Source organism: Caldanaerovirga acetigignens, from assembly GCF_900142995.1.
Taxonomy (GTDB): domain Bacteria; phylum Bacillota; class Thermosediminibacteria; order Thermosediminibacterales; family Thermosediminibacteraceae; genus Fervidicola; species Fervidicola acetigignens.
The window spans coordinates 78621-101039 of record NZ_FRCR01000003.1 but is presented as its reverse complement, the minus strand read 5'-3'; the positions used below and the strand labels follow the sequence as shown (position 1 = coordinate 101039).

General features: G+C 44.4%; 24 protein-coding genes and 2 tRNA genes. 20 read left to right on the top strand and 6 right to left on the bottom strand.

Features of this window, described 5'->3' with window-relative positions:
• Nucleotides 1–51: 51 nt before the first annotated feature.
• A complete protein-coding gene (locus BUB66_RS03240) occupies nt 52–483 on the bottom strand; it encodes a PaaI family thioesterase (protein WP_073254575.1) in 432 nt (143 codons plus the stop codon).
• A gap of 196 nt (nt 484–679) precedes the next feature.
• Here BUB66_RS03240 and BUB66_RS03235 point away from each other — a divergent pair, with 196 nt between their 5' ends.
• Complete coding sequence (locus BUB66_RS03235; RefSeq protein WP_073254572.1) at nt 680–1624, top strand: slipin family protein; 945 nt, start codon at nt 680–682, stop codon at nt 1622–1624.
• Between the two features lie 86 nt (nt 1625–1710).
• Nucleotides 1711–2241 (top strand): rubrerythrin, encoded by a 531-nt coding sequence (gene rbr / locus BUB66_RS03230; RefSeq protein WP_073254569.1) that lies wholly within the window; start codon nt 1711–1713, stop codon nt 2239–2241.
• 48 nt (nt 2242–2289) lie between these two features.
• Here rbr and BUB66_RS12490 read toward each other — a convergent pair whose 3' ends face one another.
• Entirely contained in the window at nt 2290–2490 is a 201-nt protein-coding gene (locus BUB66_RS12490; protein WP_073254566.1) for a DUF6485 family protein, read from the bottom strand.
• Between the two features lie 200 nt (nt 2491–2690).
• Here BUB66_RS12490 and BUB66_RS03220 point away from each other — a divergent pair, with 200 nt between their 5' ends.
• The 7 genes from BUB66_RS03220 to BUB66_RS03190 all read left to right on the top strand — a co-directional run bounded on the left by BUB66_RS03220 (nt 2691) and on the right by BUB66_RS03190 (nt 9780).
• Nucleotides 2691–3236, top strand: coding sequence for a Chromate resistance protein ChrB (locus BUB66_RS03220; RefSeq protein ID WP_084098668.1), 546 nt, complete (start codon nt 2691–2693; stop codon nt 3234–3236).
• Entirely contained in the window at nt 3236–4366 is a 1131-nt protein-coding gene (locus BUB66_RS03215) for an MFS transporter (RefSeq protein ID WP_073254563.1), read from the top strand. The genes BUB66_RS03220 and BUB66_RS03215 overlap by 1 nt, the downstream gene beginning before the upstream one ends.
• A 119-nt stretch (nt 4367–4485) precedes the next feature.
• Entirely contained in the window at nt 4486–6603 is a 2118-nt protein-coding gene (gene rnr, locus BUB66_RS03210) for a ribonuclease R (protein ID WP_073254560.1), read from the top strand.
• 15 nt (nt 6604–6618) lie between these two features.
• On the top strand, nt 6619–7086 hold the full coding sequence (smpB, locus tag BUB66_RS03205; protein ID WP_073254557.1) for an SsrA-binding protein SmpB: 468 nt from the start codon (nt 6619–6621) through the stop codon (nt 7084–7086).
• 185 nt (nt 7087–7271) lie between these two features.
• Nucleotides 7272–7469 (top strand): MoaD/ThiS family protein, encoded by a 198-nt coding sequence (locus BUB66_RS03200; protein ID WP_073254554.1) that lies wholly within the window; start codon nt 7272–7274, stop codon nt 7467–7469.
• 12 nt (nt 7470–7481) lie between these two features.
• Nucleotides 7482–8429, top strand: coding sequence for a PP-loop family protein (locus tag BUB66_RS03195; RefSeq protein ID WP_073254551.1), 948 nt, complete (start codon nt 7482–7484; stop codon nt 8427–8429).
• A complete protein-coding gene (locus BUB66_RS03190) occupies nt 8410–9780 on the top strand; it encodes a Na+/H+ antiporter NhaC family protein (RefSeq protein ID WP_159431496.1) in 1371 nt (456 codons plus the stop codon). Before BUB66_RS03195 ends, BUB66_RS03190 begins: the two co-directional genes overlap by 20 nt.
• An 82-nt stretch (nt 9781–9862) precedes the next feature.
• Here BUB66_RS03190 and BUB66_RS03185 read toward each other — a convergent pair.
• The 3 genes from BUB66_RS03185 to hflX all read right to left on the bottom strand — a co-directional run bounded on the left by BUB66_RS03185 (nt 9863) and on the right by hflX (nt 11405).
• Nucleotides 9863–9938 (bottom strand) — tRNA-Glu (locus BUB66_RS03185).
• Between the two features lies 1 nt (nt 9939).
• Nucleotides 9940–10013 (bottom strand) — tRNA-Gln (locus BUB66_RS03180).
• Nucleotides 10014–10136: 123 nt separating this feature from the next.
• Nucleotides 10137–11405 carry a GTPase HflX gene (gene hflX / locus BUB66_RS03175; RefSeq protein WP_073254548.1) on the bottom strand — a complete coding sequence of 423 codons (1269 nt, stop codon included), beginning with the start codon at nt 11403–11405 and terminating at the stop codon, nt 10137–10139.
• A gap of 128 nt (nt 11406–11533) precedes the next feature.
• On the opposite strand from hflX, the gene fba reads away from it, so the two are divergent.
• The 11 genes from fba (at nt 11534) to BUB66_RS03120 (ending at nt 22152) form a co-directional block, all read left to right on the top strand.
• Nucleotides 11534–12463 carry a class II fructose-1,6-bisphosphate aldolase gene (gene fba / locus BUB66_RS03170; protein WP_073254545.1) on the top strand — a complete coding sequence of 310 codons (930 nt, stop codon included), beginning with the start codon at nt 11534–11536 and terminating at the stop codon, nt 12461–12463.
• Nucleotides 12464–12482: 19 nt separating this feature from the next.
• Nucleotides 12483–13448 carry an ROK family protein gene (locus tag BUB66_RS03165; RefSeq protein WP_073254542.1) on the top strand — a complete coding sequence of 322 codons (966 nt, stop codon included), beginning with the start codon at nt 12483–12485 and terminating at the stop codon, nt 13446–13448.
• Between the two features lie 129 nt (nt 13449–13577).
• On the top strand, nt 13578–14258 hold the full coding sequence (locus BUB66_RS03160) for a helix-turn-helix transcriptional regulator (protein ID WP_073254529.1): 681 nt from the start codon (nt 13578–13580) through the stop codon (nt 14256–14258).
• Between the two features lie 37 nt (nt 14259–14295).
• Nucleotides 14296–14673, top strand: a complete 378-nt coding sequence (locus BUB66_RS03155; RefSeq protein WP_073254526.1) for a RidA family protein — start codon at nt 14296–14298, stop codon at nt 14671–14673.
• Between the two features lie 37 nt (nt 14674–14710).
• Nucleotides 14711–15916 (top strand): threonine ammonia-lyase, encoded by a 1206-nt coding sequence (ilvA, locus tag BUB66_RS03150; RefSeq protein ID WP_073254523.1) that lies wholly within the window; start codon nt 14711–14713, stop codon nt 15914–15916.
• A gap of 42 nt (nt 15917–15958) precedes the next feature.
• Nucleotides 15959–16615 (top strand): L-serine ammonia-lyase, iron-sulfur-dependent subunit beta, encoded by a 657-nt coding sequence (gene sdaAB, locus BUB66_RS03145; protein ID WP_073254520.1) that lies wholly within the window; start codon nt 15959–15961, stop codon nt 16613–16615.
• 11 nt (nt 16616–16626) lie between these two features.
• Nucleotides 16627–17493 carry an L-serine ammonia-lyase, iron-sulfur-dependent, subunit alpha gene (gene sdaAA, locus BUB66_RS03140; RefSeq protein WP_143156191.1) on the top strand — a complete coding sequence of 289 codons (867 nt, stop codon included), beginning with the start codon at nt 16627–16629 and terminating at the stop codon, nt 17491–17493.
• 15 nt (nt 17494–17508) lie between these two features.
• A complete protein-coding gene (locus BUB66_RS03135; RefSeq protein ID WP_073254514.1) occupies nt 17509–18687 on the top strand; it encodes a dicarboxylate/amino acid:cation symporter in 1179 nt (392 codons plus the stop codon).
• Nucleotides 18688–18751: 64 nt separating this feature from the next.
• Nucleotides 18752–19801: an S-methyl-5-thioribose-1-phosphate isomerase gene (mtnA, locus tag BUB66_RS03130; protein ID WP_073254511.1), complete on the top strand. Its 1050-nt coding sequence runs from the start codon at nt 18752–18754 to the stop codon at nt 19799–19801.
• Nucleotides 19802–19928: 127 nt separating this feature from the next.
• A complete protein-coding gene (locus tag BUB66_RS03125; protein WP_073254508.1) occupies nt 19929–21011 on the top strand; it encodes a mannose-1-phosphate guanylyltransferase in 1083 nt (360 codons plus the stop codon).
• Between the two features lie 43 nt (nt 21012–21054).
• Nucleotides 21055–22152 (top strand): CapA family protein, encoded by a 1098-nt coding sequence (locus BUB66_RS03120; RefSeq protein ID WP_073254505.1) that lies wholly within the window; start codon nt 21055–21057, stop codon nt 22150–22152.
• Nucleotides 22153–22154: 2 nt separating this feature from the next.
• On the opposite strand, the gene BUB66_RS03115 is transcribed toward BUB66_RS03120, so the two are convergent.
• On the bottom strand, nt 22155–22346 hold the full coding sequence (locus tag BUB66_RS03115; RefSeq protein WP_073254502.1) for a hypothetical protein: 192 nt from the start codon (nt 22344–22346) through the stop codon (nt 22155–22157).
• Nucleotides 22347–22419: the final 73 nt, after the last annotated feature.

Here is a 22419-nt window from a genome sequence, read left to right as displayed (position 1 = left end):
CCCACTGAGAAATTTATTACGCTCAGTGGGCATATTTTTGTATGAAAAGTTTTATTTACTTTTGAGAATAAAATAAGTTCCAACCGCTTTAGCGGCAATCTTGTTGTTTGCATTTATTATTTCACTTTCTGCTACACAGATATTTTCCCCGACTTTAATTACTTTTCCGTAAGCCTTCACTTTTTCTCCTAGATTTACGGGAATTAAGTAATTGATTTTCATTTCCACAGTGACCGAAGTTTTGCCCAATGTTTTTATTGAAATTCCCATCGCGGTATCACAAAGTGCTGCTGATACGCCCCCGTGTAGTATACCCATAATATTTAATAACACTTTACTCGGTCGGAATTCAATGGCTGAGATACCATTTCCTAATTCGATCAATTTAAAGCCCATTAACTGTGAAAAGGAAGAATTATTAAAATCTCGAATTATTTCTTCGAAGAGCTCTTGTCTTACCCCGTTATTTACTATTGATGCCATTATTTTCACTCCTAACTAGAGTCAGTATATAGCTATTATAATAATATTGTCGCTATGATTTCAATTAATTTATTGTAAAAACAATGAAAAGAAATTAAGTCCGCTGATATTTTTTGGTTATAAATGTGGAAATAAAATGCTAAAATAAAAGGAAGAATTATATTGTGTGACTTTATACAAAAAAGGAGGCTTTCTTATGAATTTTATTTTTTATCCTTTCGAGAGTGTTTTTAAGACGGTAAACTTCGTAATGCTACTTGTGGAGATCTTACTCATAGTTTTGTGGATAGGTTTTGCCGTTAACTCAAAGAGAACGTCCGTTATCGCTTTTACTTCGGCTATATCTGCTGTAATCTTCCTTGCTTCGCTTATGATGGGAAACCCCGTTGTGTCTTTTGTTTTACTTGCGGTGCTAATCTCGTTGATGACAAATACGATTAAAATCGTAAACGAGTACCAGCGGGGGGTTCTTTTGAGGTTTGGCAAATTCGCTTACGTAGTAGGGCCGGGTATAAACGTAATAATGCCTTTTGGGATAGACCGATTGCTGGTGGTCGACTTGAGGACTGCTACCATAGACGTGCCTCGACAGGAAATTATAACCAAGGACAATATCCCAGTATTAATTGACGCTGTCGTTTATTTTAATGTGTTACAACCGGAGCTTGCTGTTTTGAAAGTTCAAAATTACTTCAATGCAACCAGCCTCCTTGCTCAAACCATTTTGAGAGCGATATTGGGAAAATACGATTTGGACGATATATTGGCAAAGCGCCAAGAATTAAATGAAATGTTGAGGGAGGAATTGGACAGGGCAACAGACCCGTGGGGCGTTAAAGTAACAGCGACAGAAATTAAATCTATCGAGCTTCCGGAAGAGATGAAAAGGGCCATGGCAAAGCAGGCTGAAGCTGAAAGGGAAAGAAGAGCCAAGATAATAAGAGCAGAAGGTGAACTTCAGGCGGCAGAAAAGCTTTCGGAGGCAGCGAGTATTATTTCAAAAAACCCCGGAGCACTGCAGCTAAGACAGCTTCAAACTTTGAGCGAAATTGCGGTGGAAAAGAATTCCACGGTAATATTCCCCCTGCCAATGGAAATATTTAAATTTTTTGCGCAGAAGCAGGATGGCAGTGAAGGGTAAGAAAAAATTTTTGGCTCTTGAAATTTGAAAAATAATAATGTATAATAATAGAAAATAGTAATAATTACTATTAAGGAGGATGTTTCATGGAATTAAAAGGTACAAGAACTGAAAAAAATCTGTGGGAAGCTTTTGCCGGCGAATCTCAGGCAAGGAACAAATATACTTATTTTGCCTCTATAGCAAAAAAAGAAGGTTACGAGAAAATTGCCGCTATTTTTATGGAAACGGCAGAAAATGAGAAAGAACACGCAAAAGTGTGGGCAAAATATCTAGGACTCATCGGCGATACTGCCAAAAATTTACAAGAAGCTGCGGCAGGCGAGAACTACGAATGGACCAGCATGTACAAGGAATTTGCAAAAATTGCGAGAGAAGAGGGTTTTCATGAAATCGCCGAACGTTTTGAGAAAGTGGCAGAAGTTGAGAAGGTCCACGAGGAAAGATACCGCAAGCTGCTTTCTGAGCTGAAAGAGGGTACCCTTTTCAAGAGCGAAAAGCCGGTCAAATGGCGCTGCCGAAACTGCGGGTACATACATGAGGGAACAGAACCGCCGGAGAAATGCCCGGCATGCGACCATCCAAAAGGTTTTTACGAGAAGGTTGTCGAAGAATAATGACAAATCCGCTTTTAGGTTCAAGCCTAAAAGCGGATTTTTTTTGAATCAGTGTTTCGAATTATAATCCTCAATAAAAAATTCTATAGACCTATCGTAAGTCTTTTCGGCTTCCTTCGAAAAGTAACATGCGGGCAGTTCTCCATTTCTTCGGTGGTAATGCAAGCACTCGCAGCATCGTCCCTTGCGGGGGCATGGCTCGTAAGTACACGTACATAAAGCTTTATTTTTCGTTATGATGCATTTCAAAACCGTTCACCTCCATAAGAAATTTTAACCGATTTATTGAATAAATCAAGGTTATAACAACATATTGTTAAAATTCTGGTAATAAGTCAGTCCTTCAGCCTGAAATATTTTTTCCTAAAACAATAAGGAATGGTTGTTTTTTATGAAACATTTGTTACAATAATTTATGAAAACAAATGTTGCAATAAGGAGGTATTAAAGTGACCGATAGTGACCGGAAGTGGTTGATGCTTATCTACAGAGTGCCTGTAGAGCCGTCGACCCTCAGAGTAAAAGCCTGGCGCAAGATGAAGGAAATAGGGGCCCTTTACCTTCAACAATCAGCAGCTATATGCCCTTTGCTGGATAGTTTGAAAAAGGAGCTTTTGGATTTTGCCGGGGAGATCAGGTCTGCGGGAGGCGAAGCCCATCTATTCGAGGTAGAGACGGTATCGGAAGGTGACGTCGAAAATCTTATTAAATCCTTCAATGCCCAGCGGAATAAAGAGTACGAGGAGCTCATTGAAAAATGCGGCGACTTTTTTGCGGAACTCAAGAAAGAGACAGACCGGGAAAATTTCACCTTTGCAGAACTTGAAGAAAACGAAGAGGAGCTAGAAAAGCTCCTTCGATGGTTTGACAAAATAAAAGCGAGGGATTTTTTCGGAGCACCCTTAAGTGCAAGAGCACAAGAGATTCTGGAAGAGTGTAGAAGAGAATTTGCCGATTTTGCCCAGAAAGTTTACAAGATGGAGGGATCAATGTAATGTTCAACATAATTCTACTCGGTATTACAAGCCTTTTAACGGACATAAGCACGGAAATGGTCTATCCTTTGCTGCCCTTTTTTCTTACTACCAAGCTAGGAGCTACCCCACTTATTGTCGGGACCATCGAGGGAATTGCAGAAAGCCTGGCGAGTTTGCTGAAAGTTTTTTCAGGTTACTTCTCGGACAGGATAAAACGCCGCAAGCCCTTTGCCATAGCCGGGTACGGCGCTTCAACTTTGGGAAAGATTCTCCTTTACACAGCTTTTTCCTGGCCGGCAGTACTCGCAGGGAGAGTCATCGACAGATTCGGCAAGGGAATAAGAACCGCTCCCCGGGACGCCCTCATAGCCGAATCGTCTTCAGAAGAAACCCGCGGCAGGGCTTTCGGGCTCCACAGGACTATGGATACCCTTGGGGCGACGATTGGAGTTCTACTGGCCTATTACTTCATATCCAGACAGCATGTCGATTTCCGCCAGATATTCCTCTACTCCCTGATTCCGGCAATTATGGGCGTGATGGCTTTATTTTTCGTCCGGGAAAGGGGAGCTGCCAAAATAAGTAAAGAAAAGCCATCCCTTAACTGGAACGCCCTGGACCGCCGGTTGAAATCCTTTCTTGTCCTGATGTTCATATTCACCTTAGGCAACTCCTCGAACCAGTTCCTGCTTTTAAGGGCAAAAGATGTGGGATTTGATGCAAAAACTATACTCCTTCTTTACCTTACGTATAACCTGGTATACAATGCCGCTTCATATCCTGCGGGAGCTATTTCCGACCGAATTGGCAGGAAGGCATTGATAGTGGCCGGATATGTGGTTTACTGCCTAGTATACTTGGGTTTTGCACTGGCAAGCACGCCTGCCTCTATATGGGCGCTTTTTGCTGCTTACGGGCTTTACATGGCGTTTACCGAAGGCGTAGAAAAGGCCTTTATCTCCGATATAGCACCGGAAAACGTAAGAGGGACTATGATTGGGCTCCACGCCACTTTGGTGGGCATAGGCCTTTTGCCTGCTTCTCTAATAGCAGGAGCTTTGTGGAATGCCTTTGGAGCACAGGTGCCCTTTTATTTTGGTGGATTTATGGGGATTTTGGCCGCAGTCGGAATAGCACTTTTAATATAGGTTTTCAGCGAAAGCCTTGAAAACTTGCAAAAAATGGAGCAAAGGTGTAAAATGAATGAAAAGATTGGGAAAACTACCTAAGGAGTTTTGCAGAAAATTCATCGGAGGGGGATACAACACTGAAACTGAAGGATAAAATTCTTGAACTGATGAAAAGTGAAGGATATAGGCCTATGACCGAAGGGGAAATACTGGCAGCGTTGGATCTTGACATAAAGGAGGCGGACCTATTACTTAAGACCCTTCAGTCCATGGAAAAGGAAGGCCTTGTGGTTAAGAACAGAAAGGACAGGTACGGTCTTCCCGAAAGGATGAACCTGGTAGTAGGGCACTTGGAAGGCAACCCCAAAGGATATGCCTTTTTGATTCCGGACAATCCCGAAATGGAAGATATATACATCGGGCTGGAGAACCTGAACGGCGCTGTACACGGCGACCGAGTAATAGTCAGGCCGCTTTTCAAACCGTCCGAAGGGAGACTCGAAGGAGAAGTCGTCCGGATACTGAAAAGGGCGTCCACGAGGATTGTGGGCACTATCGAGTGCGGAAAGCAGTTTGCCTTTGTAACTCCGGACGACAAGAGATTTTACTTTGACGTTTTCGTGCCCAAAAGCGACACGGCGGGGGCAAAATCGGGCCAAAAAGTGGTGGTGAGCATAACAAGATGGCCCGAAGGGCGGCGAAACCCCGAAGGTCGCGTGACTGAGATATTGGGTTACGAGGACGAGCCGGGCATTGACGTGCTGGCGGTTATAAAAAAATACAACCTGCCTATGGAATTCCCGGAGAAAGTCCTTAGGCAGGCCGAACAGATATCGGAAGAAATAACCGATGAGGAACTAAAAGGAAGATTGGACTTAAGAAGCGAAAAAATAGTGACCATAGACGGCGAAGATGCGAAAGACCTTGATGACGCGGTATCGATAAAAAAAATAGCCGGCGGCTATAGATTGGGAGTCCACATAGCCGATGTAAGTTATTACGTAGAGGAAGACACTCCTTTGGATAAAGAAGCAAGAAAAAGGGGCTGCAGCGTGTACCTTGTGGACCGGGTGATACCGATGCTGCCTCCCAAACTTTCCAATGGGATATGCAGTCTAAATCCGAAGGTCCCGCGCCTTACGATGAGCGTAATCATCGATTTTGACGAGAGCGCCAGGGTAAAAAGTTACCAGATAACTCCGAGTGTCATCAGAACCTGCGAGCGCATGACCTATACTGCTGTCAACAAAATTTTGGAGGAAAATGACGAAGAAACCATAAAACGTTATGAGTACCTTCTTGAAGATTTTAAGCTGATGGAAGAACTCGCGGCAAAATTAAATCGTAAGCGGTTTGAAAGGGGAAGCTTGGACTTCAATTTCGAGGAAGCGAAAGTTATCCTGGACGAAAACGGACGTCCTGTGGAAATAAGGAAAGAGAAAAGGCGCACGGGAGAAAGAATAATTGAAGAGTTTATGCTGGCAGCCAATGAGGTCATAGCCGAGCATATCTACTGGCTGAAAGTCCCCTTTGTGTACAGGGTGCACGAGATACCTGACATGGAAAAGATGTACGCCCTGCAGGAGTTTTTGCACAATCTCGGATACTCGATAAAAGGCATAAAAAACATAAAGCCGAAAGCCCTGCAGCAGATTTTGGAGGCGGTGAAGGGGAAGCCCGAGGAGCGAGTGGTAAACACGGTGCTCTTAAGGTCACTTAAGAGAGCTCGTTACAGCGAAGAGAATTTAGGGCATTTCGGACTGGCGTCCCATTATTATACTCACTTTACATCACCGATTCGCCGTTATCCGGATCTGGTCATTCACCGCATCTTAAGGGAGCAACTGGAAGGCAAGTTGGATGAAGGGCGTATGGAGTACTTGAACGAGGTATTGGGTCGGATAGCAAAACATTCTTCAGAAAGGGAGCGGATAGCAGAAGAAGCGGAACGGGAGACCGTGGAACTCAAAATGGCGGAGTACATGGCAGGGAAAATAGGCGAAGTCTTCACCGGCATAATATCCAGCGTCACCCCTTTCGGCTTTTTTGTGGAGCTGGAAAACACCGTAGAAGGCCTGGTCCACGTAAGCACTTTGGAAGACGATTTTTACCGGTTCGACGAAAAATCAATAACCTTAAGAGGCGAAAGGACGAAAAAAGTTTTCAAGATAGGAGATCGTGTGAAAGTACGGGTTGCCAGGGTGAACAAAAATGAACGGCAGATAGACTTTATTTTTGAAGAGAAACTGGACTAGAAGGGGGCGAGAGATTTGAGAGAAAGGGCAAGCCGAGATTTGGTGACCAACCGGAAGGCAAGACACGATTACCATATTCTAGAGACTTATGAAGCCGGCATTGCACTTGCCGGGACTGAAGTAAAATCTTTGAGAGAAGGCAAGGCCAATTTGAAGGACAGCTTTGCGCGGGTGGAAAAAGGGGAGCTTTACCTCTATAACATGCACATAAGCCCGTATGAGAAGGGAAACATACACAACAAAGACCCATTAAGGCCCAGAAAGCTCCTGATGCACCGAAAAGAGATAGACAGGCTCTACGGTCTTGTCAAGGAAAAAGGAGTGACGTTGATACCCCTAAGGGTTTACTTGAATGAAAGGGGTCTTGTAAAGGTCGAATTGGCGGTCGCGAAAGGAAAAACGTTGTACGACAAAAGGGAAGATATAAAGCGCAGGGACGCCCAGAGGGAAATGGAGAAAGCGTTTAAGGAGTATTACAGATAGTTGACTATTAAATGAAAAAGCAAAGGGCAGGTGACTTGATTATGTACCTGCCTTAATGTTTGAACAAAATTATAAAAGAAGGTATAATAGACAACGGTGAGAAGATTATTTCTAAGGAATTGCTGAAAATATCTGAAACAGGGAAATAATAAAATGTGCAGTATAACCGGAAAGGAGTAAGGAGCATGAAGGTCATTTTTAAGATGCCGTTTCGAAAAGAAGTCGAGGTGAAGGGCATAAAAACAGTAAAGCAGTTGGCCGAAGAATTAAACTTCAGCCTCGAATCCAATCTGGTATTGAGAAACGGCAAAATGCTGACACCTGACGAAAAGCTAAACGAGGAAGATGTGGTTGAAGTGCTATCTGCGATATCCGGAGGATAAGGGGGGATTTGAGTGCTCTGCCGTAGGTGCAAGGAAAAGGCAGAAATATACTTGAAAAGGCATAACACGGCTTTTTGCAGCAATTGCTTTCGGATATATTATTCTGAACAGGTAAAGCGGAATGTCAAAAGGGAAAAAATGTTTAAGCCAAAGGACCGGATCCTTGTAGTGGTTTCCGGTGGGAAGGACAGCATGGCTTTATGGCATATATTATTAAAATTGGGATACAACGTAACGGGTATGTACATCAATCTCGGCATATCGGCCTATTCGGACAGGTCACAGGAAGTAGTAGAAAAATTTTCTCAAGCAAACAATGCGCCGGTCATTATAAAGAACATCGAAAAAGAATACGGTTTTAGCATCCCGGCTTTAGCGCGGGAAATCCGCCGCAGCACCTGCTCTTTGTGTGGGACGATAAAAAGGTATCTTTTTAACAAGGTTGCTCAAGACGGCGGATTTGACGCGGTGGCGACCGGTCACAATTTGGACGATGAGGCGGCAACCCTTCTCGGAAATGTACTGAGCTGGCAGGAGGGGTATCTTGCTCGTCAATCGCCAGTGCTTCCGAGCACCCATCCCAAGCTGGTAAAAAAGGTAAAGCCTTTATTCACGTTGACAGAAAGGGAAAATCTAGCCTATGTTTTATTTAACGGTATTGAATTCATCCACGAGGAGTGTCCCCATGCTTTAGGTGCAAGTTCGATATTGTACAAAGAAATTCTCAATAAATTGGAAGATGAAAGCCCAGGTACGAAACAGCGATTTCTTACAAATTTTTATAAGAAAGGAAGAAAATTTTTTGAAAAATATTCGGAGCCCGTTAAATTAAATGAATGCAAGATATGCGGGCAAGTTACCACATCTGAGATTTGTTCCTTCTGCCGTATTAGGCTTATGGTGGAAAAGAAGAAAGCTGATTCAATATTGCAAGAAGGCGATGGCTTTAATCTTATTTGAAAGCGGCGATATGATGGCTGAAGTGCTAACACTTTCGGTCTTTTCGTTTGTACTTATATTTTGCATTGCAAATAAAATATCGGTTTTTATTGCCCTCTTCGCGGGATTGATTCTTTTTGCGATTTATGCTCTATGTCAGAAGTTTTCTCTTAGGGAAGTCATGGTTATGATGCTTGCCGGCGTAAAAGAAGCCCGAATCATCCTCATTGTATTTACTCTAATCGGAATGCTAACAGCCCTTTGGCGAGCCGGTGGCACAGTTCCTTTCATAATCTATTATACAGTATCGGCGATTGACCCAAGATTTTTTATTTTATTTTCTTTCCTTCTGTGTTCGTTGGTATCTTTTCTGACGGGGACTGCATTTGGGACGGTCAGCACCATGGGAATTATCTGCATGATGACTGGAAAAGCCTTGGGCATTCAGGATTTTTATTTAGGAGGAGCCATCTTGTCGGGTGTATTTTTCGGAGACAGATGTTCTCCCATGTCATCAAGTGCCTTATTGGTGAGCGAACTTACTGGGACAAATATCAACAGGAACGTTGCCAACATGATGAAGACGGCAATAATACCTTTTATCTTCGCTGTAATCTTTTATGCCGCAAAAGGAAGCTTTGATGGGAGCTCGAAGATTACTGCAGAAAAACTCTCGTTTTTAGCTCAAACCTTTAATTTAACACCGGTAGTGCTCCTGCCCGCGGCGGTTATTTTATTATTTACAATGATGCGTTTTAACATAAAAGTGACGATTCTTTGCAGCATTATAACAAGCGTCTTGGTATGTATCTTTTGCCAAAAGGTAAGTGGTTACGAACTGATTAGATATATGTTGATGGGGTATCGCTCTGTGAATCCAGGACTCGGCCAATTGATAAACGGCGGCGGAATCATATCAATGTTCAATACGATGCTTATAATAGTTATTTCTTCTTCTTATTTCGGCATCTTCCGCAAGACCAATCTGCTGAACAAAATAAAGCGGTGGAGCTTTGCTTTGGCGCAATGCAGCACCGATTTTGCTGCAGTTTTGGTGGTTTCTGTGATAACAGTAGCTCTGAGTTGTAATCAGACCCTTGCCACTATGCTTACTTACGAGATAACTGAGGGGATGTTCAAAGACCGTGAAAAACTGGCAGTCTTTCTGGCAAACTCGGTAATTGTTATTAGTGCGCTCATACCATGGAGCATAGCTTCTGTTTTTCCTCTAACCACTATAGGTGCACCAAGAAGCAGCATTTTTTATGCCGTATATTTATACGCCCTACCTTTATGGAGTCTTTTTGTATCTTATGTGGATTGCCAAAGGTTTAAAAGCTTGAAAAATCTTATAAAGGCATTAAAGGTGTAAGATGATAAAAATAAAAACCCCCTTTTGAGTTTCCGGACTCTTTAAAGGGGGTTAATCCGTAAAAACCTTGATTTTCAAGCTTTGGTAGCCCTACGGGGACTCGAACCCCGGTTTCCGCCGTGAGAGGGCGGCGTCCTGGACCACTAGACGATAGGGCCATGGCTGCGGGACCAGGATTCGAACCTGGACAACATGATCCAGAGTCATGGGTGCTACCGTTACACCATCCCGCAGCGACTTGCATCAATTATGGTAGCATATTTTTCTCTACTAGTCAAGATACTGCTCCGTTATATTTTTTAGCAAAGATAGAAATGGGATTTTAGATTTTCTTAAAGCTTAATTTATTGTAATGTTCACTTAGGCCTTTCTGAACGACTTTTATCGGAAAGGTATTTGCGCAGTTTCCTCAGCAAAATGGAATCGATCATTCCTTCGATTTCGATTCCTTCGGGTCTGTATTCTTCCCGCTCCACCTTGCCGTTTTCGTAAATATCGTCGAGTAAAAAACCGTATTTGTATGGAATCATAATCGAAGCGTACATGCGGTTTTGAGGCAGAAGTTCGCATATTTTTTTTAGCAGTATATCTACGTTGGTTCCTTTAATGGCAGAAATCTCCACTGTGTTTTTGTCGTTAATTAAGGGCTTTAGTAAGTCTAAATTATCTATTTTATCCATTTTGTTAAGGGCCAGGATGGACGGGATATCCCCGGCTTGGATCTCTTTAAGCACCCTTCTTACGGTTTCAATCTCCTTTTCAACAAAGGAGCTGGATGCATCTGCAACGATTATAAGAAGGTCTGATTCCTTTACTTCTTCTAAAGTAGCTTTAAACGCTTCCACTATTTCGTGCGAAAGCTTCCTTATAAATCCAACCGTATCCGATAGCAGCACCTTCCGACCATCGGGAAGTACCAGTGCTCTAGTTGTAGTGTCAAGGGTGTCGAACAACCGGTCGTTGGCAGATACTCCGGCTCCCGTGAGAGCGTTCATCAATGTGGATTTTCCGGCATTGGTGTAACCGACAAGGCTTACAACTGGGTATTTTCTCGAGCTCCTTAAAAGTTCCCGATTTTTTCTTATCCTTTCAAGCTCCCTTTTTAAATAAGAAATTCTGCGCCGGATATGCCGCCGGTCCGTCTCCAGCTTCGTTTCGCCGGGGCCCCGGGTGCCTATACCGCCGCCTTCCCGGGAAAGTTCTACGCCCTTTCCGGTGAGCCTCGGCAGCAGGTGCTGAAGCTGGGCAAGTTCTACCTGGATTTTACCTTCCAAAGACCTTGCTCTTTGTGCAAAGATGTCCAGGATCAAGGTCGTTCTGTCGATTATTTGCGTCCCTATAATATCTTCGAGATTTCTGACCTGCACGGGGGTAAGGTCGTCGTCAAAGATAACCGCATTTGCGCCCAAGAGTTCCGCCGTTTGTGCAATTCCGCGGACCTTCCCGAGACCCAGGTAGTACGCCGGGTCCTTGCTGGGGCGCTTTTGGGCGACTTTCGCAAGCACTTCGGCCCCGGCAGTTTTAGCAAGAAGTGCAAGTTCCTCCAATGTTTGCTGCTCGGAACCTTCCGATATCAAACCAGCCAGGATAGCTCTTGTTGCGGGTTTTCTTGTTTCCAGAGGCATTTTTGCAAGGCCTCCCTGGATTTTATTTTCATTTAGATTATATCATTTTAGGGCTGTATAGATATACATTGATCCAAATTTATTATATAATCATATCGAATTGAAAAAACTAGGTGGAGGGATCTAAAATGCCGCTTGTTACGTCTAAAGAGATGTTCAAAAAAGCTTACGAAGGCGGGTATGCAATTGGAGCATTTAACGTCAATAACATGGAGATCATCCAGGGGATAGTGGAAGCCGCAAAGGAAGAAAGAGCGCCGCTGATATTGCAGGTATCGGCAGGAGCGAGAAAATACGCAAAGCCCGTTTACCTCAAGAAGCTGGTGGAAGCAGCGGCGCAAGATTCAGGACTTCCCATAGTACTTCACCTTGACCACGGCGAGGATTTTGAAATATGCAAGGCCTGCATCGATGATGGCTTTACTTCGGTGATGATCGACGGGTCTCGGCTTCCATTTGAAGAAAACATAGCGCTTACCAAAAGGGTGGTAGAGTATGCCCACGAAAGAGGAGTTATGGTGGAGGGCGAACTGGGTAGGCTGGCAGGGGTAGAAGATAACGTGAAAGTGAACGAAAGAGAAGCAACATTTACGGACCCGGATCAGGCTGTGGAGTTTGTTGAAAGAACAGGGGTGGATTCCCTCGCCATAGCGATAGGCACCAGCCATGGGGCTTACAAGTTCAAAGGCGAACCATATCTTGACTTTGAAAGGCTGAAAAAGATAACGGAAAAATTGCCGGGATTCCCGCTCGTGCTTCACGGTGCATCTTCGGTCCTGTCTGACTATGTTGAAATGTGTAACAAATATGGAGGTGATATACCGGGCGCTAAGGGAGTGCCTGAAGAAATGCTCAGAAAAGCGGCTACCATGGGAATTTGTAAGATAAACATTGATACGGACTTGCGCCTTGCGGTAACCGCGGTTTTGCGCAAATATTTAGCTGAAAACCCGGCGGAGTTCGACCCGAGGAAGTACTTGGGAGAGGCAAGGAATGCGGTAAAGAAGGTTGTGCAGCACAAAATCAGAAATGTCCTCGGTTGTAGCGGGAAGATATAAAAAGCGGGAGTGAAATCGCATGCGGGAGATAGCCGTGGGAATAGACCTTGGAGGCACAAAAATAGCCACTGGCGCCGTAGACGATAATGGTACTCTTCTTGCGAGGACCGAATTGCCCACCCTTGCCAGAGAGGGTCCCGTAAGGGTCATACAGAGGATGAAAGAGAGTGTGTACGGTGTGCTTCAAAAGTTGAGCCTGTCATTAACCGATATAGCGGGCATAGGCATAGGAGTTCCGGGACCCATGGATGCCCGAAGAGGTGTAGTTAAAAACCCGCCCAACCTTCCGGGATGGGACGACGTACCGCTCCTTTCGATAATGCAGGAAGAATTTAATATAAGGATATGCCTCGAAAACGATGCCAACGCCGCGGCTTTGGGAGAAAATCTTTTCGGTGCAGGAAAAGGTATAGAAAATCTCGTTTACATAACTGTAAGCACCGGCATCGGTGGAGGCGTCATTGCAGAAGGAAGGCTTTTGAGGGGCGATGGCGGGAATGCTGCAGAAATAGGGCACATCACCATAAATTTTGAAGGTCCGGTTTGCGGATGCGGCAACAAAGGATGCTTCGAAGCGTATGCTTCTGGCACTGCAATGGCAAGATTTGCAAAGGAAGGGATACTGTCCGGCAGGAAGACGATATTGAGGAGCTTTTATGAAAAGGAAGAGGTAAAGGCAGAGCATATCTTTGCAGCAGCAAAAGAAGGGGATGAGTTTGCAATGGAACTGGTTGAAAGAGAGGGCTTTTACCTGGGAGTAGGACTTGCAAGCGTTGTAAATGCGTATAACCCCAAGCGCATTGCCATTGGCGGTGGACTTACCAAAGAATGGGATATGTTTTATCAAAAGATGATAGAAGTTATGAGGAAAAGAGCCCTTACAGTCAACGTGGCACGCCTTGAAGTGGTAAAAGCAACCTTGGGATCGGATGTTGGGATAATAGGTGCCGCCTCGTTGATTTTCCAAAAAGAGAAGCCCATGTAACTGCGATGAAAAAGATAAAAAATTATTCTTAAGATAGATAAAACAGCACCATTATAAAAAATTTTTTTTATGGTAGAAGGATTTTATCATTTTGTGTAGAATATATTTTACGAGAGGATGTTAATAACAATGGGAAAAGGGAAGGGAGAAATATTAAAAAACTTCATACCTATCGTTGATTTCATCGCAGGCATTGCGGGTCCATTTTGTGAAGTAGTGCTGCATGATGTGAGCAATGTGGAGTCATCTATAGTGGCTATAAAAAACAATCATATAAGCGGCCGGCAAGTGGGAGGACCGTTGACTGACCTAGGACTTAAGCTTCTAAAAGAGAAGGCTTATAAGGAAAAGGATTACCTCTTGAACTATCCTGCTAAGACTAAGGACGGGAAGGTTCTTCGCTCTTCTACCTTTTTTATAAAGGATGAAAACGACGACATAGTGGGGATGCTGTGCGTTAATATCGACCTGAGCGAAGCTCATGCGGCGAAGAAATTCCTAGAAGATTTTATAATGGGAATAGACGGAAGGTCTGAGGAACAAAATACTGATAAAGACGACAAAGAATTGCCGGAACACTTGACTATATCGATTGAGGACCTGATGCATTCTTTGATCCAACAAACGATGGCAGAGATTGACGTTCCACCGGAGCGGATGTCGCCTAAGGAAAAAATGTGGGTTGTCCATAGATTGAGCGAGAAGGGCGTATTTATGCTAAAGGGAGCAGTGGCCGAAGTGGCCAAGTGCCTCAAGACCTCGGAAAATACCATATACCGTTATTTAAACAAAAAAATCGATGATGTGTAAATAAAAAATTACAAATAAAGAAAGGGGAATGCAAACAATGAAAAAAGTAATCAAAACTGACATGGCTCCTAAAGCTATAGGGCCATATTCTCAGGCTATTATGGTTGGGGATTTTCTATTTGCCTCCGGTCAGATAGCGATAAATCCGGTGACCGGTGAAATTGTGGAAGGCGGCATTGAAGCTCAGACAAGACAGGTTATGGAAAACGTAAAAAATATACTCCAGGCTGCCGGGATGGATTTCAGCAATGTGGTAAAGACTACCGTATTCATCACTAATATGGATAACTTCGGAAAAGTAAACGAAATTTATGCTGCTTACTTTGGCGAAAATCCTCCTGCCCGGTCTTGCGTTGAAGTGAGCAGGTTGCCGAAAGGAGCTTTAATTGAAGTTGAAGTAATTGCGCACAGGTAATATTGCCTGTGCGCTTAAAAATGAGGAGGCGAATACAATGCTGACTCTAGAGCACGTAAAGGAAGCAAAAGAGGTTCTAAAAAACGTCGTATATAAAACGGGATTGGTGCACAATACTACCTTAAGTGAGATGAGCGGCAATAGTGTGTATTTAAAAATGGAAAATCTCCAAAAGACAGGTTCTTTCAAGATTCGAGGGGCCTACAATAAAATAGCCCACCTCACGGAGGAAGAAAAGAAAAGAGGTGTAATTGCTTCTTCCGCTGGCAACCACGCTCAGGGGGTTGCACTCGGAGCAACATCTTACGGCATAAAGTCCACGATTGTCATGCCGAAACACGCGCCCCTTTCGAAGGTTTCCGCTACAAAAAAATACGGTGCCCAAGTAGTGCTGCACGGCAATGTATACGATGAAGCCTACGCAATGGCTAAAAAAATTCAAGAAGAAACGGGGGCGACATTCATACATCCCTTTAACGACCCGTACGTAATTGCAGGGCAGGGTACCATTGGCTTGGAGATTCTCGAAGACCTGCCGGATACCGATGTAATAGTGGTGCCGATAGGCGGCGGTGGCTTAATATCGGGAATCGCATTGGCAGCTAAGAACTTAAAACCGGAAGTCAAGATTATAGGGGTACAGACCCAAAATATGCCATCGATGGCGGTTTCCATTTCAAAAAATGAAGTAACCACCGTGGAAGGAATCCCGACGATAGCGGACGGTATAGCGGTGAAAACTCCTGGTGATCTGACTTTTGATATGGTTCAAAAGTACGTAGATGACGTAGTAACGGTTGATGAAGATGAAATTGCGAACGCCATTTTGATACTGTTGGAAAGGGCCAAGGTGGTGACGGAGGGTGCGGGAGCGGTATCAGTTGCTGCAATTTTAAACAGATTGACTCATGTAAAAAACAAAAAAGTAGTGACGGTTGTGAGCGGGGGCAATATCGATGTAAATATCCTGTCGAGAGTAATTGATAAGGGGCTTGTAAAAAGCGGACGCAAGATATTTGTGGATACCTTCATTCCGGACAGGCCTGGAACCCTGTGGAGGCTATTGAATTTGATTGCCGATACGGGGGCAAATGTCCTGTCGGTAACGCATGCCCGCTCTACCAAAGAAGTGCCTATTGGTTTTGCAAAAGTGGAGTTGGAACTGGAGACGGCCGACGAAGAGCATATACAAAGGCTAAAAGATGTGCTTATAAGGCACAATTACAGTATAAATATTCAATAAAATTCCAAGCACGGGGAGGTGAAAAGGGCAGGAGGTGATAATTTGGACATCTTCGATATCATAGGACCTGTCATGATAGGACCTTCCAGCTCCCATACGGCGGGTGCCGTGAGGCTGGGGAATCTTGCAAGAAAAATCCTGGGTGAGGAACCAAAAAAAGCAAAGATAATTCTTTTTAATTCCTTTGCCAGGACGGGCCGCGGCCATGGGACGGACAAAGCCGTAATTGCAGGTCTTCTGGGATTTACACCCGATGACGAGCGCATAAAAACGGCCTTCGAAGAGGCCCGCAGGAGAGGACTCGCATATCAATTGTTTACAGAAGAGATCGATGAAAGCCTCCATCCCAACACGGCAACTTTCGAACTAGAAGGAACTTCGAAAAAAACCCAAGTTACTGGCTGTTCAATTGGTGGAGGCAGGGTAAAGGTTACTGCGATCGACGGCTTTGATGTCGAATTTTCCGGAGAATATCCCACGATTATTACTGTTCATAAGGATAGACCAGGCATAGTAGCCAGCGTTACCGCTCATTTGGCGCAAGAAGGCATAAATATTGCTCAGATGCGAGTTTCGCGAAAGAAAAGGGGGCAAGAGGCGCTGATGGTAATTGAAACGGACGATAAATTGCCGGAGGCGATGAAAGAGATTTTAGAAAACATTAAAGACATCCACCGCGTAATAACATTTTCTGAATAAAGGTGAAAAAGATGACAAACACGATTGAGGAACTGGTTGTAACGGCTGAAAAACTAGGTTGCAGAATATCGACTTTAGTCAAGGAGCAGGAGGCGAAATCTAAGGGCTGCACCGAAGAAGAACTCTTCCTTAAGATGAAGTCCTATTTGGAAGTGATGAAGCAGGCGGCAAATAAAGGGGTGCAAAGTGAGATCAGCTCCATAAGCGGCATTACAGGCGGCGAGGGGAAAAAGTTGTGGGGCGCTGTAGGCAGGGCCCTTTCGGGAGAAACAGTGGCAAAGGCTGCTGCAAGGGCTATGGCTGTGTCTAACGTGAATGCTTCTATGGGCAGGATAGTTGCTGCACCTACGGCCGGCTCGTGCGGAATTGTGCCTGGGGCTGTTTTGACGGTGGGAGAAAAACTTTCAAAAACTGACGACGAAATTGTAGACTGTCTTTTTACCGCTGCCGCAGTTGGGAGAATAATAGCACTCAATGCCACACTTGCCGGCGCCGAAGGCGGTTGTCAGGCGGAGTGCGGGGCAGCTTCAGCTATGGCTGCCGCTGCTATAGTCGAGCTAGCCGGGGGAAGCCCAAGACAAGTATCGCATGCTGTTGCTATAGCGCTTAAAGCAGTGATGGGGCTTGTATGCGATCCTGTGGCAGGATTGGTAGAAGTGCCTTGCGTTAAGCGCAATGCCATGGGGGCTGCAGAGGCTATTTTGGCTGCCGATATGGCGTTGGCAGGGATTGAAAGCGTCATTCCCGCAGATGAAGTTATTTCGGCTATGAAGGAAGTAGGACGGATGATGTCAGATAAATTAAAGGAAACCGCTATGGGCGGCGTCGCTGCAACACCGACTGGGAAAAAATTGAACGAAAAAATACGCAATTTTTAAAGGAGGTATTTTCTTATGAAAAGCTTTAATCTGGGGTTGCTTCCTAGGCTCATCATAGCGATTATTTTGGGTATACTTATAGGTGCGTACACCCCAGCACCAATTGTTAGAATACTTGCTACTTTCAATTCGATTTTTGGGAACTTCCTTGGCTTTGTGATACCGTTAATAATCGTAGGTTTCGTGGCACCAGGTATTGCGGAACTTGGAAGCGGTGCAGGTAAACTTCTTTCCATAACCGCTGCCATAGCTTATATTTCCACACTTATCAGTGGATTTTTTGCTTACGGAGTTGCTACAAAAATACTTCCGAAGATAATTCATATAAGCAGTGAGATTTCCGCAACCAATCCTGAGGAGGCACTCCTAAAACCCTTTTTCACCATCGATATGCCGCCGCTCTTTGGAGTCATGTCAGCTCTGGTCATAGCATTTATATTGGGCATAGGCATGGCAGCGTTGAAGGAAAAAACTATGTTTAACTTTATGTCCGAATTCCAGCAGATAGTCCAAATGGTTATAACTAAAGTTATAATTCCGCTCTTGCCGGTTCACATCGCGGGTATATTTGCCAACATGACCCATGCTGGGGAAGTTGCGAGGATATTGTCTATCTTTGGAAAGGTTTTCGTTATAGTGATTGCGTCGCATTTAATAATAATATTATTCCAATTTACGATAGCCACCCTCTACAGCGGAAAGAGTTTGATCAAGGCCCTGAAAAACCAGATACCTGGCTACCTTACAGCTATAGGAACTCAGTCCTCGGCTGCCACCATTCCGGTTAACCTCGAATGCGCAAAGAATAATGGCGTATCGGAAGGAGTCCGGGAATTCGTTATTCCCCTGTGCGCCACCATACACCTTTCAGGAAGTACTATAACTCTTACAACCTGTGCCATTGCGGTGATGATGCTCAACGGCATGCCGGTTACCTTAGCTAAAATGGCAGGATTCATATTCATGCTAGGTGTCACCATGGTCGCAGCTCCCGGCGTTCCCGGCGGTGCCGTAATGGCAGCCTTGGGTATACTTCAAAGCATGCTGGGATTCAACGAATCGCAGCTTGCCTTGATGATAGCTCTCTATCTTACTCAGGACAGTTTCGGCACCGCTTGCAACGTATCAGGGGATAACGCGATTGCCTTAATAGTCGATAAAATTTCTCGGCAAATGCAGCTAAAGACCGCATAAAAAGCCTAAATGCCCTTGTTGCCTTCCCCCCGGAATGTTAAAATAATTACCGGGGGGTTTTGCTATGTCTAAAACGGGACTTTTGTCGTTGATTTGGGATGGAGAAAATCTTGAAATGCTGGATCAAAGGCTTTTGCCTTCCGAAATTAAGTACAGCAAAAAAACTACGGTTCAAGAAATATGGGAGAGCATAAGGTCCTTAGAGGTAAGGGGAGCTCCTGCTATAGGAATCGCGGCTGCTTACGGATTTTATTTTGCAGCACGGGAAGCTCCGGATACCGACTTTGAGTCTTTTTGGAAATATTTGAAGGAAAAGTCGGATTACCTGGCCTCCTCAAGGCCTACGGCTGTAAACCTCTTTTGGGCCTTGGAGCGGATGGAGAAAAAAGTGCTGGAGTCGAAGCACCTTCCGATTTCGGAAATAAAAAGATTGGTAAAAGAAGAAGCCGAGGCAATTCACCGGGAAGATGAGGAGATTTGCCGCAAAATCGGTGAATATGGTTTGACGCTTTTACGCGACGGAGTCGGAATTCTCACCCACTGCAATGCGGGACAACTTGCCACCGCACGCTACGGGACGGCTACGGCACCCATTTATCTTGCCCACGAAAAGGGGTGGAAGGTAAGGGTATTCGCCGATGAAACAAGACCCGTGAATCAGGGTTCCCGCCTTACGGCGTTGGAGCTTATGCAAGCTGGCATAGACGTGACCCTTATATGTGATAATATGGCCGCAATGGTGATGTCAAAGGGCTGGGTCGACGCGGTAATAGTGGGATGCGACAGGGTTGCGGCAAACGGCGATACTGCCAACAAGATAGGCACTCTAGGCCTTTCCATCCTGGCAAAATATTATGGCATACCTTTTTACGTAGCAGCTCCGACACCGACAATCGACCTTGGAACAAAGACGGGAAAAGATATTCCGATTGAAGAAAGAAACCCGAATGAAGTGACTTGCAGCTTCGGAAGAAAAACCGCCCCTGAGGGAGTCAAGGTTTACAATCCGGCTTTTGACGTAACTCCTGCCGAAAACATAACGGCCTTTATTACCGAAAAGGGAATCATATATCCCCCTTTTGAAGAAAATATTAGGGATGTGATAAATTGCTAAAAGCAGCAAAAGACCTATAGAAGGTCTTTTTTTTTCAGATTTTTATATGTTATATTAATTATAAAGGACGATATTACCAGCTCATTTAGGGGAAAATAAATCTGTAATGTACTATGGGGGGAATGGTATGGATAAGTATGGGGTTATCATGGCCGGAGGGGGGGGAACCCGCTTCTGGCCTTTGAGCCGGACATCTACCCCGAAGCAGTTTCTGAACATAACGGGCGACGATACCATGATAAATGACACAATAAAAAGGATACGGGACATCATCCCGCCGGAAAGAATCTTGATAGTTACCAATAAGGCTCAAGAAAAGATGTTGAAAAAGGTAATATGCGAGGATATCCCCCGCGAGAATATCCTGCTGGAGCCCGTTGGCAGGAACACCGCAGCCTGCATTGCCTATGCATCCCTGGTGATAAGAAAGAGGAGCGGCGATGCGGTGATGGGCGTTTTTCCGTCGGACCATTATATAAAAAACACCCAGGAATTTCAGAAGGTATTAAACGCGGCGTTTAGCCTTGCGGAAGGCTCGAACAAGTTGGTGACGATGGGAATTACGCCCACCTTTCCGTCCACCGGTTACGGTTATATAAACTTTGACCGGGAAAAGGTCATCCAGGTGGGGGATAAGGTCGCTTACGAGGTGATAGAATTTGTTGAAAAACCGGACGTTCCCAAAGCTAAGGCTTATATAGAAAGCGGGAACTATCTCTGGAACAGCGGCATGTTCGTCTGGAAAACATCCGTCATATTGTCGAACTTCGAAAGGTTTCTCCCCAGACTTTACGGCAAGTTAATCGAAGTGGAAGGACATATAGGTACACCTCAAGAAAAAGAAATTATCGAAAAGGTTTATCCTTCACTTCCGGACATTTCGATTGACTACGGCATAATGGAAAGGGCTGTTGATGTGGCGGTAATTCCCGGCGATTTCGGCTGGAGTGATGTGGGAAGCTGGGATTCTTTGGGCAGCGTGATTCCGCCGGATGAGAACGGGAATATCACAAGAGGAGATTATGTGGATATTGAAACGAGAAACAGCATAATATATTCAAGCGGTCGACTCATAGCGGCAGTGGGGCTCGAAGAGATGATTGTAGTAGAAACTGCCGATGCTATACTGGTGTGTCCAAAGAAAAAAGCTCAGGAAGTTAAAAAGGTAGTGGAACAGCTCAAAAAAATGGGAAGGAAGGACCTTATTTAATAGGCCCCAAGAGGCCTTATATAGCGTATAGGGAAGTGAATGGATGAAAAAAAATATAAAAGCTATATTGTTGGCGATGCCCGCGGTTTTGTTGGTTGCGGGGGTCTGTAGGGTGTATTTTGGGCTGAATATTCCTTATGTGACAAAGATGGTGGAAGTCGAAAGTCCAAGTTTGAAAGAGCCTGACAACACGGCGGTAGAGGAAAGTAAAAGAGTCACGCTGGTTGCCGTCGGCGATGTGATGATGCACATAGGTCAGATTTGGTCGGGATATGACGAAGAAAAAAAGGTATTTGACTATTCCGGATTTTTTGAGAAAGTAAGGGACGTAATAGACGGGGCAGACATAGCCATGGCTAACTTGGAAACAACTATGGCTGGACCGGAAGAAGTTTTTACAGGCTATCCCCGGTTCAATAGCCCGGATGAAATAGCAGATGCCCTGAAATACGCAGGTTTTGACATTATATTCACGTCCAACAACCATTCAATGGATAGAGGAGAGAAGGGTGTTATAAGAACCATCAAAGTGCTGAAAGATAGAGGACTTGTCCCGGTAGGTACGAACGAAACAAAAGAAGACCGGAATAATTTGACTATCAAGGAAGTTAATGGCATAAGGTTGGCTTTTTTGGCATATACTTACGGCACCAACGGGATACCGCTTCCAAAGGAAAAAGCTTTTCTGGTCAACCTTATAGATGAAGACGTCATATTAAAAGATATAAAGGCGGCTAGGGAAAGTGCTGATGCAATTGTGTTGTACTTGCATTTTGGTCAAGAATACTCTAAGGAACCGACGAAAAACCAGAGAATTTTGGCCCAGAAATTAATTTTAGCCGGGGCTGATCTTATTGTAGCAAGTCATCCTCACGTAGTACAGCCTGGTGAGTGGATAGAAATAGAAAACCCCTCAGGAAAATTAACTAAAAAATATATAGCCTTTTCTCTCGGCAATTTTATTTCAGCCCAAAACTTCCCTCACACAGACGAAGGGGTCATACTTAAGGTTACTCTCGAAAAAGGCAATAATGGCGATTCGATTTCTATAGTTGACCTTGAAGAAATACCTACGTGGGTTTCCAAGTACAAAGAAAAGGGGAGGATGAAGTACGTCGTAGAATTAGGTAAAAAACCTTAGGGTCACACCATGAGATAATGTTCCGATTCGCACACTTTCTTTACTTCATCTTTGCATGGAGGCTTTTTACCCCAAGCGCTAAAATCACAGTAACATATCGTGCCGTAACAGGTTTCCTCGCATTTTAAAAACGAACAAGCGGATATCTCTGTATAGTTAGCGTTTTCAGGTAATGTTTCTCGTTTTTGTAACATTAAAAGCACCTCCTTACATTGTCTATCTGGTATTGTCTATCTAGTATAATATTATTACATAATTTCATAAATT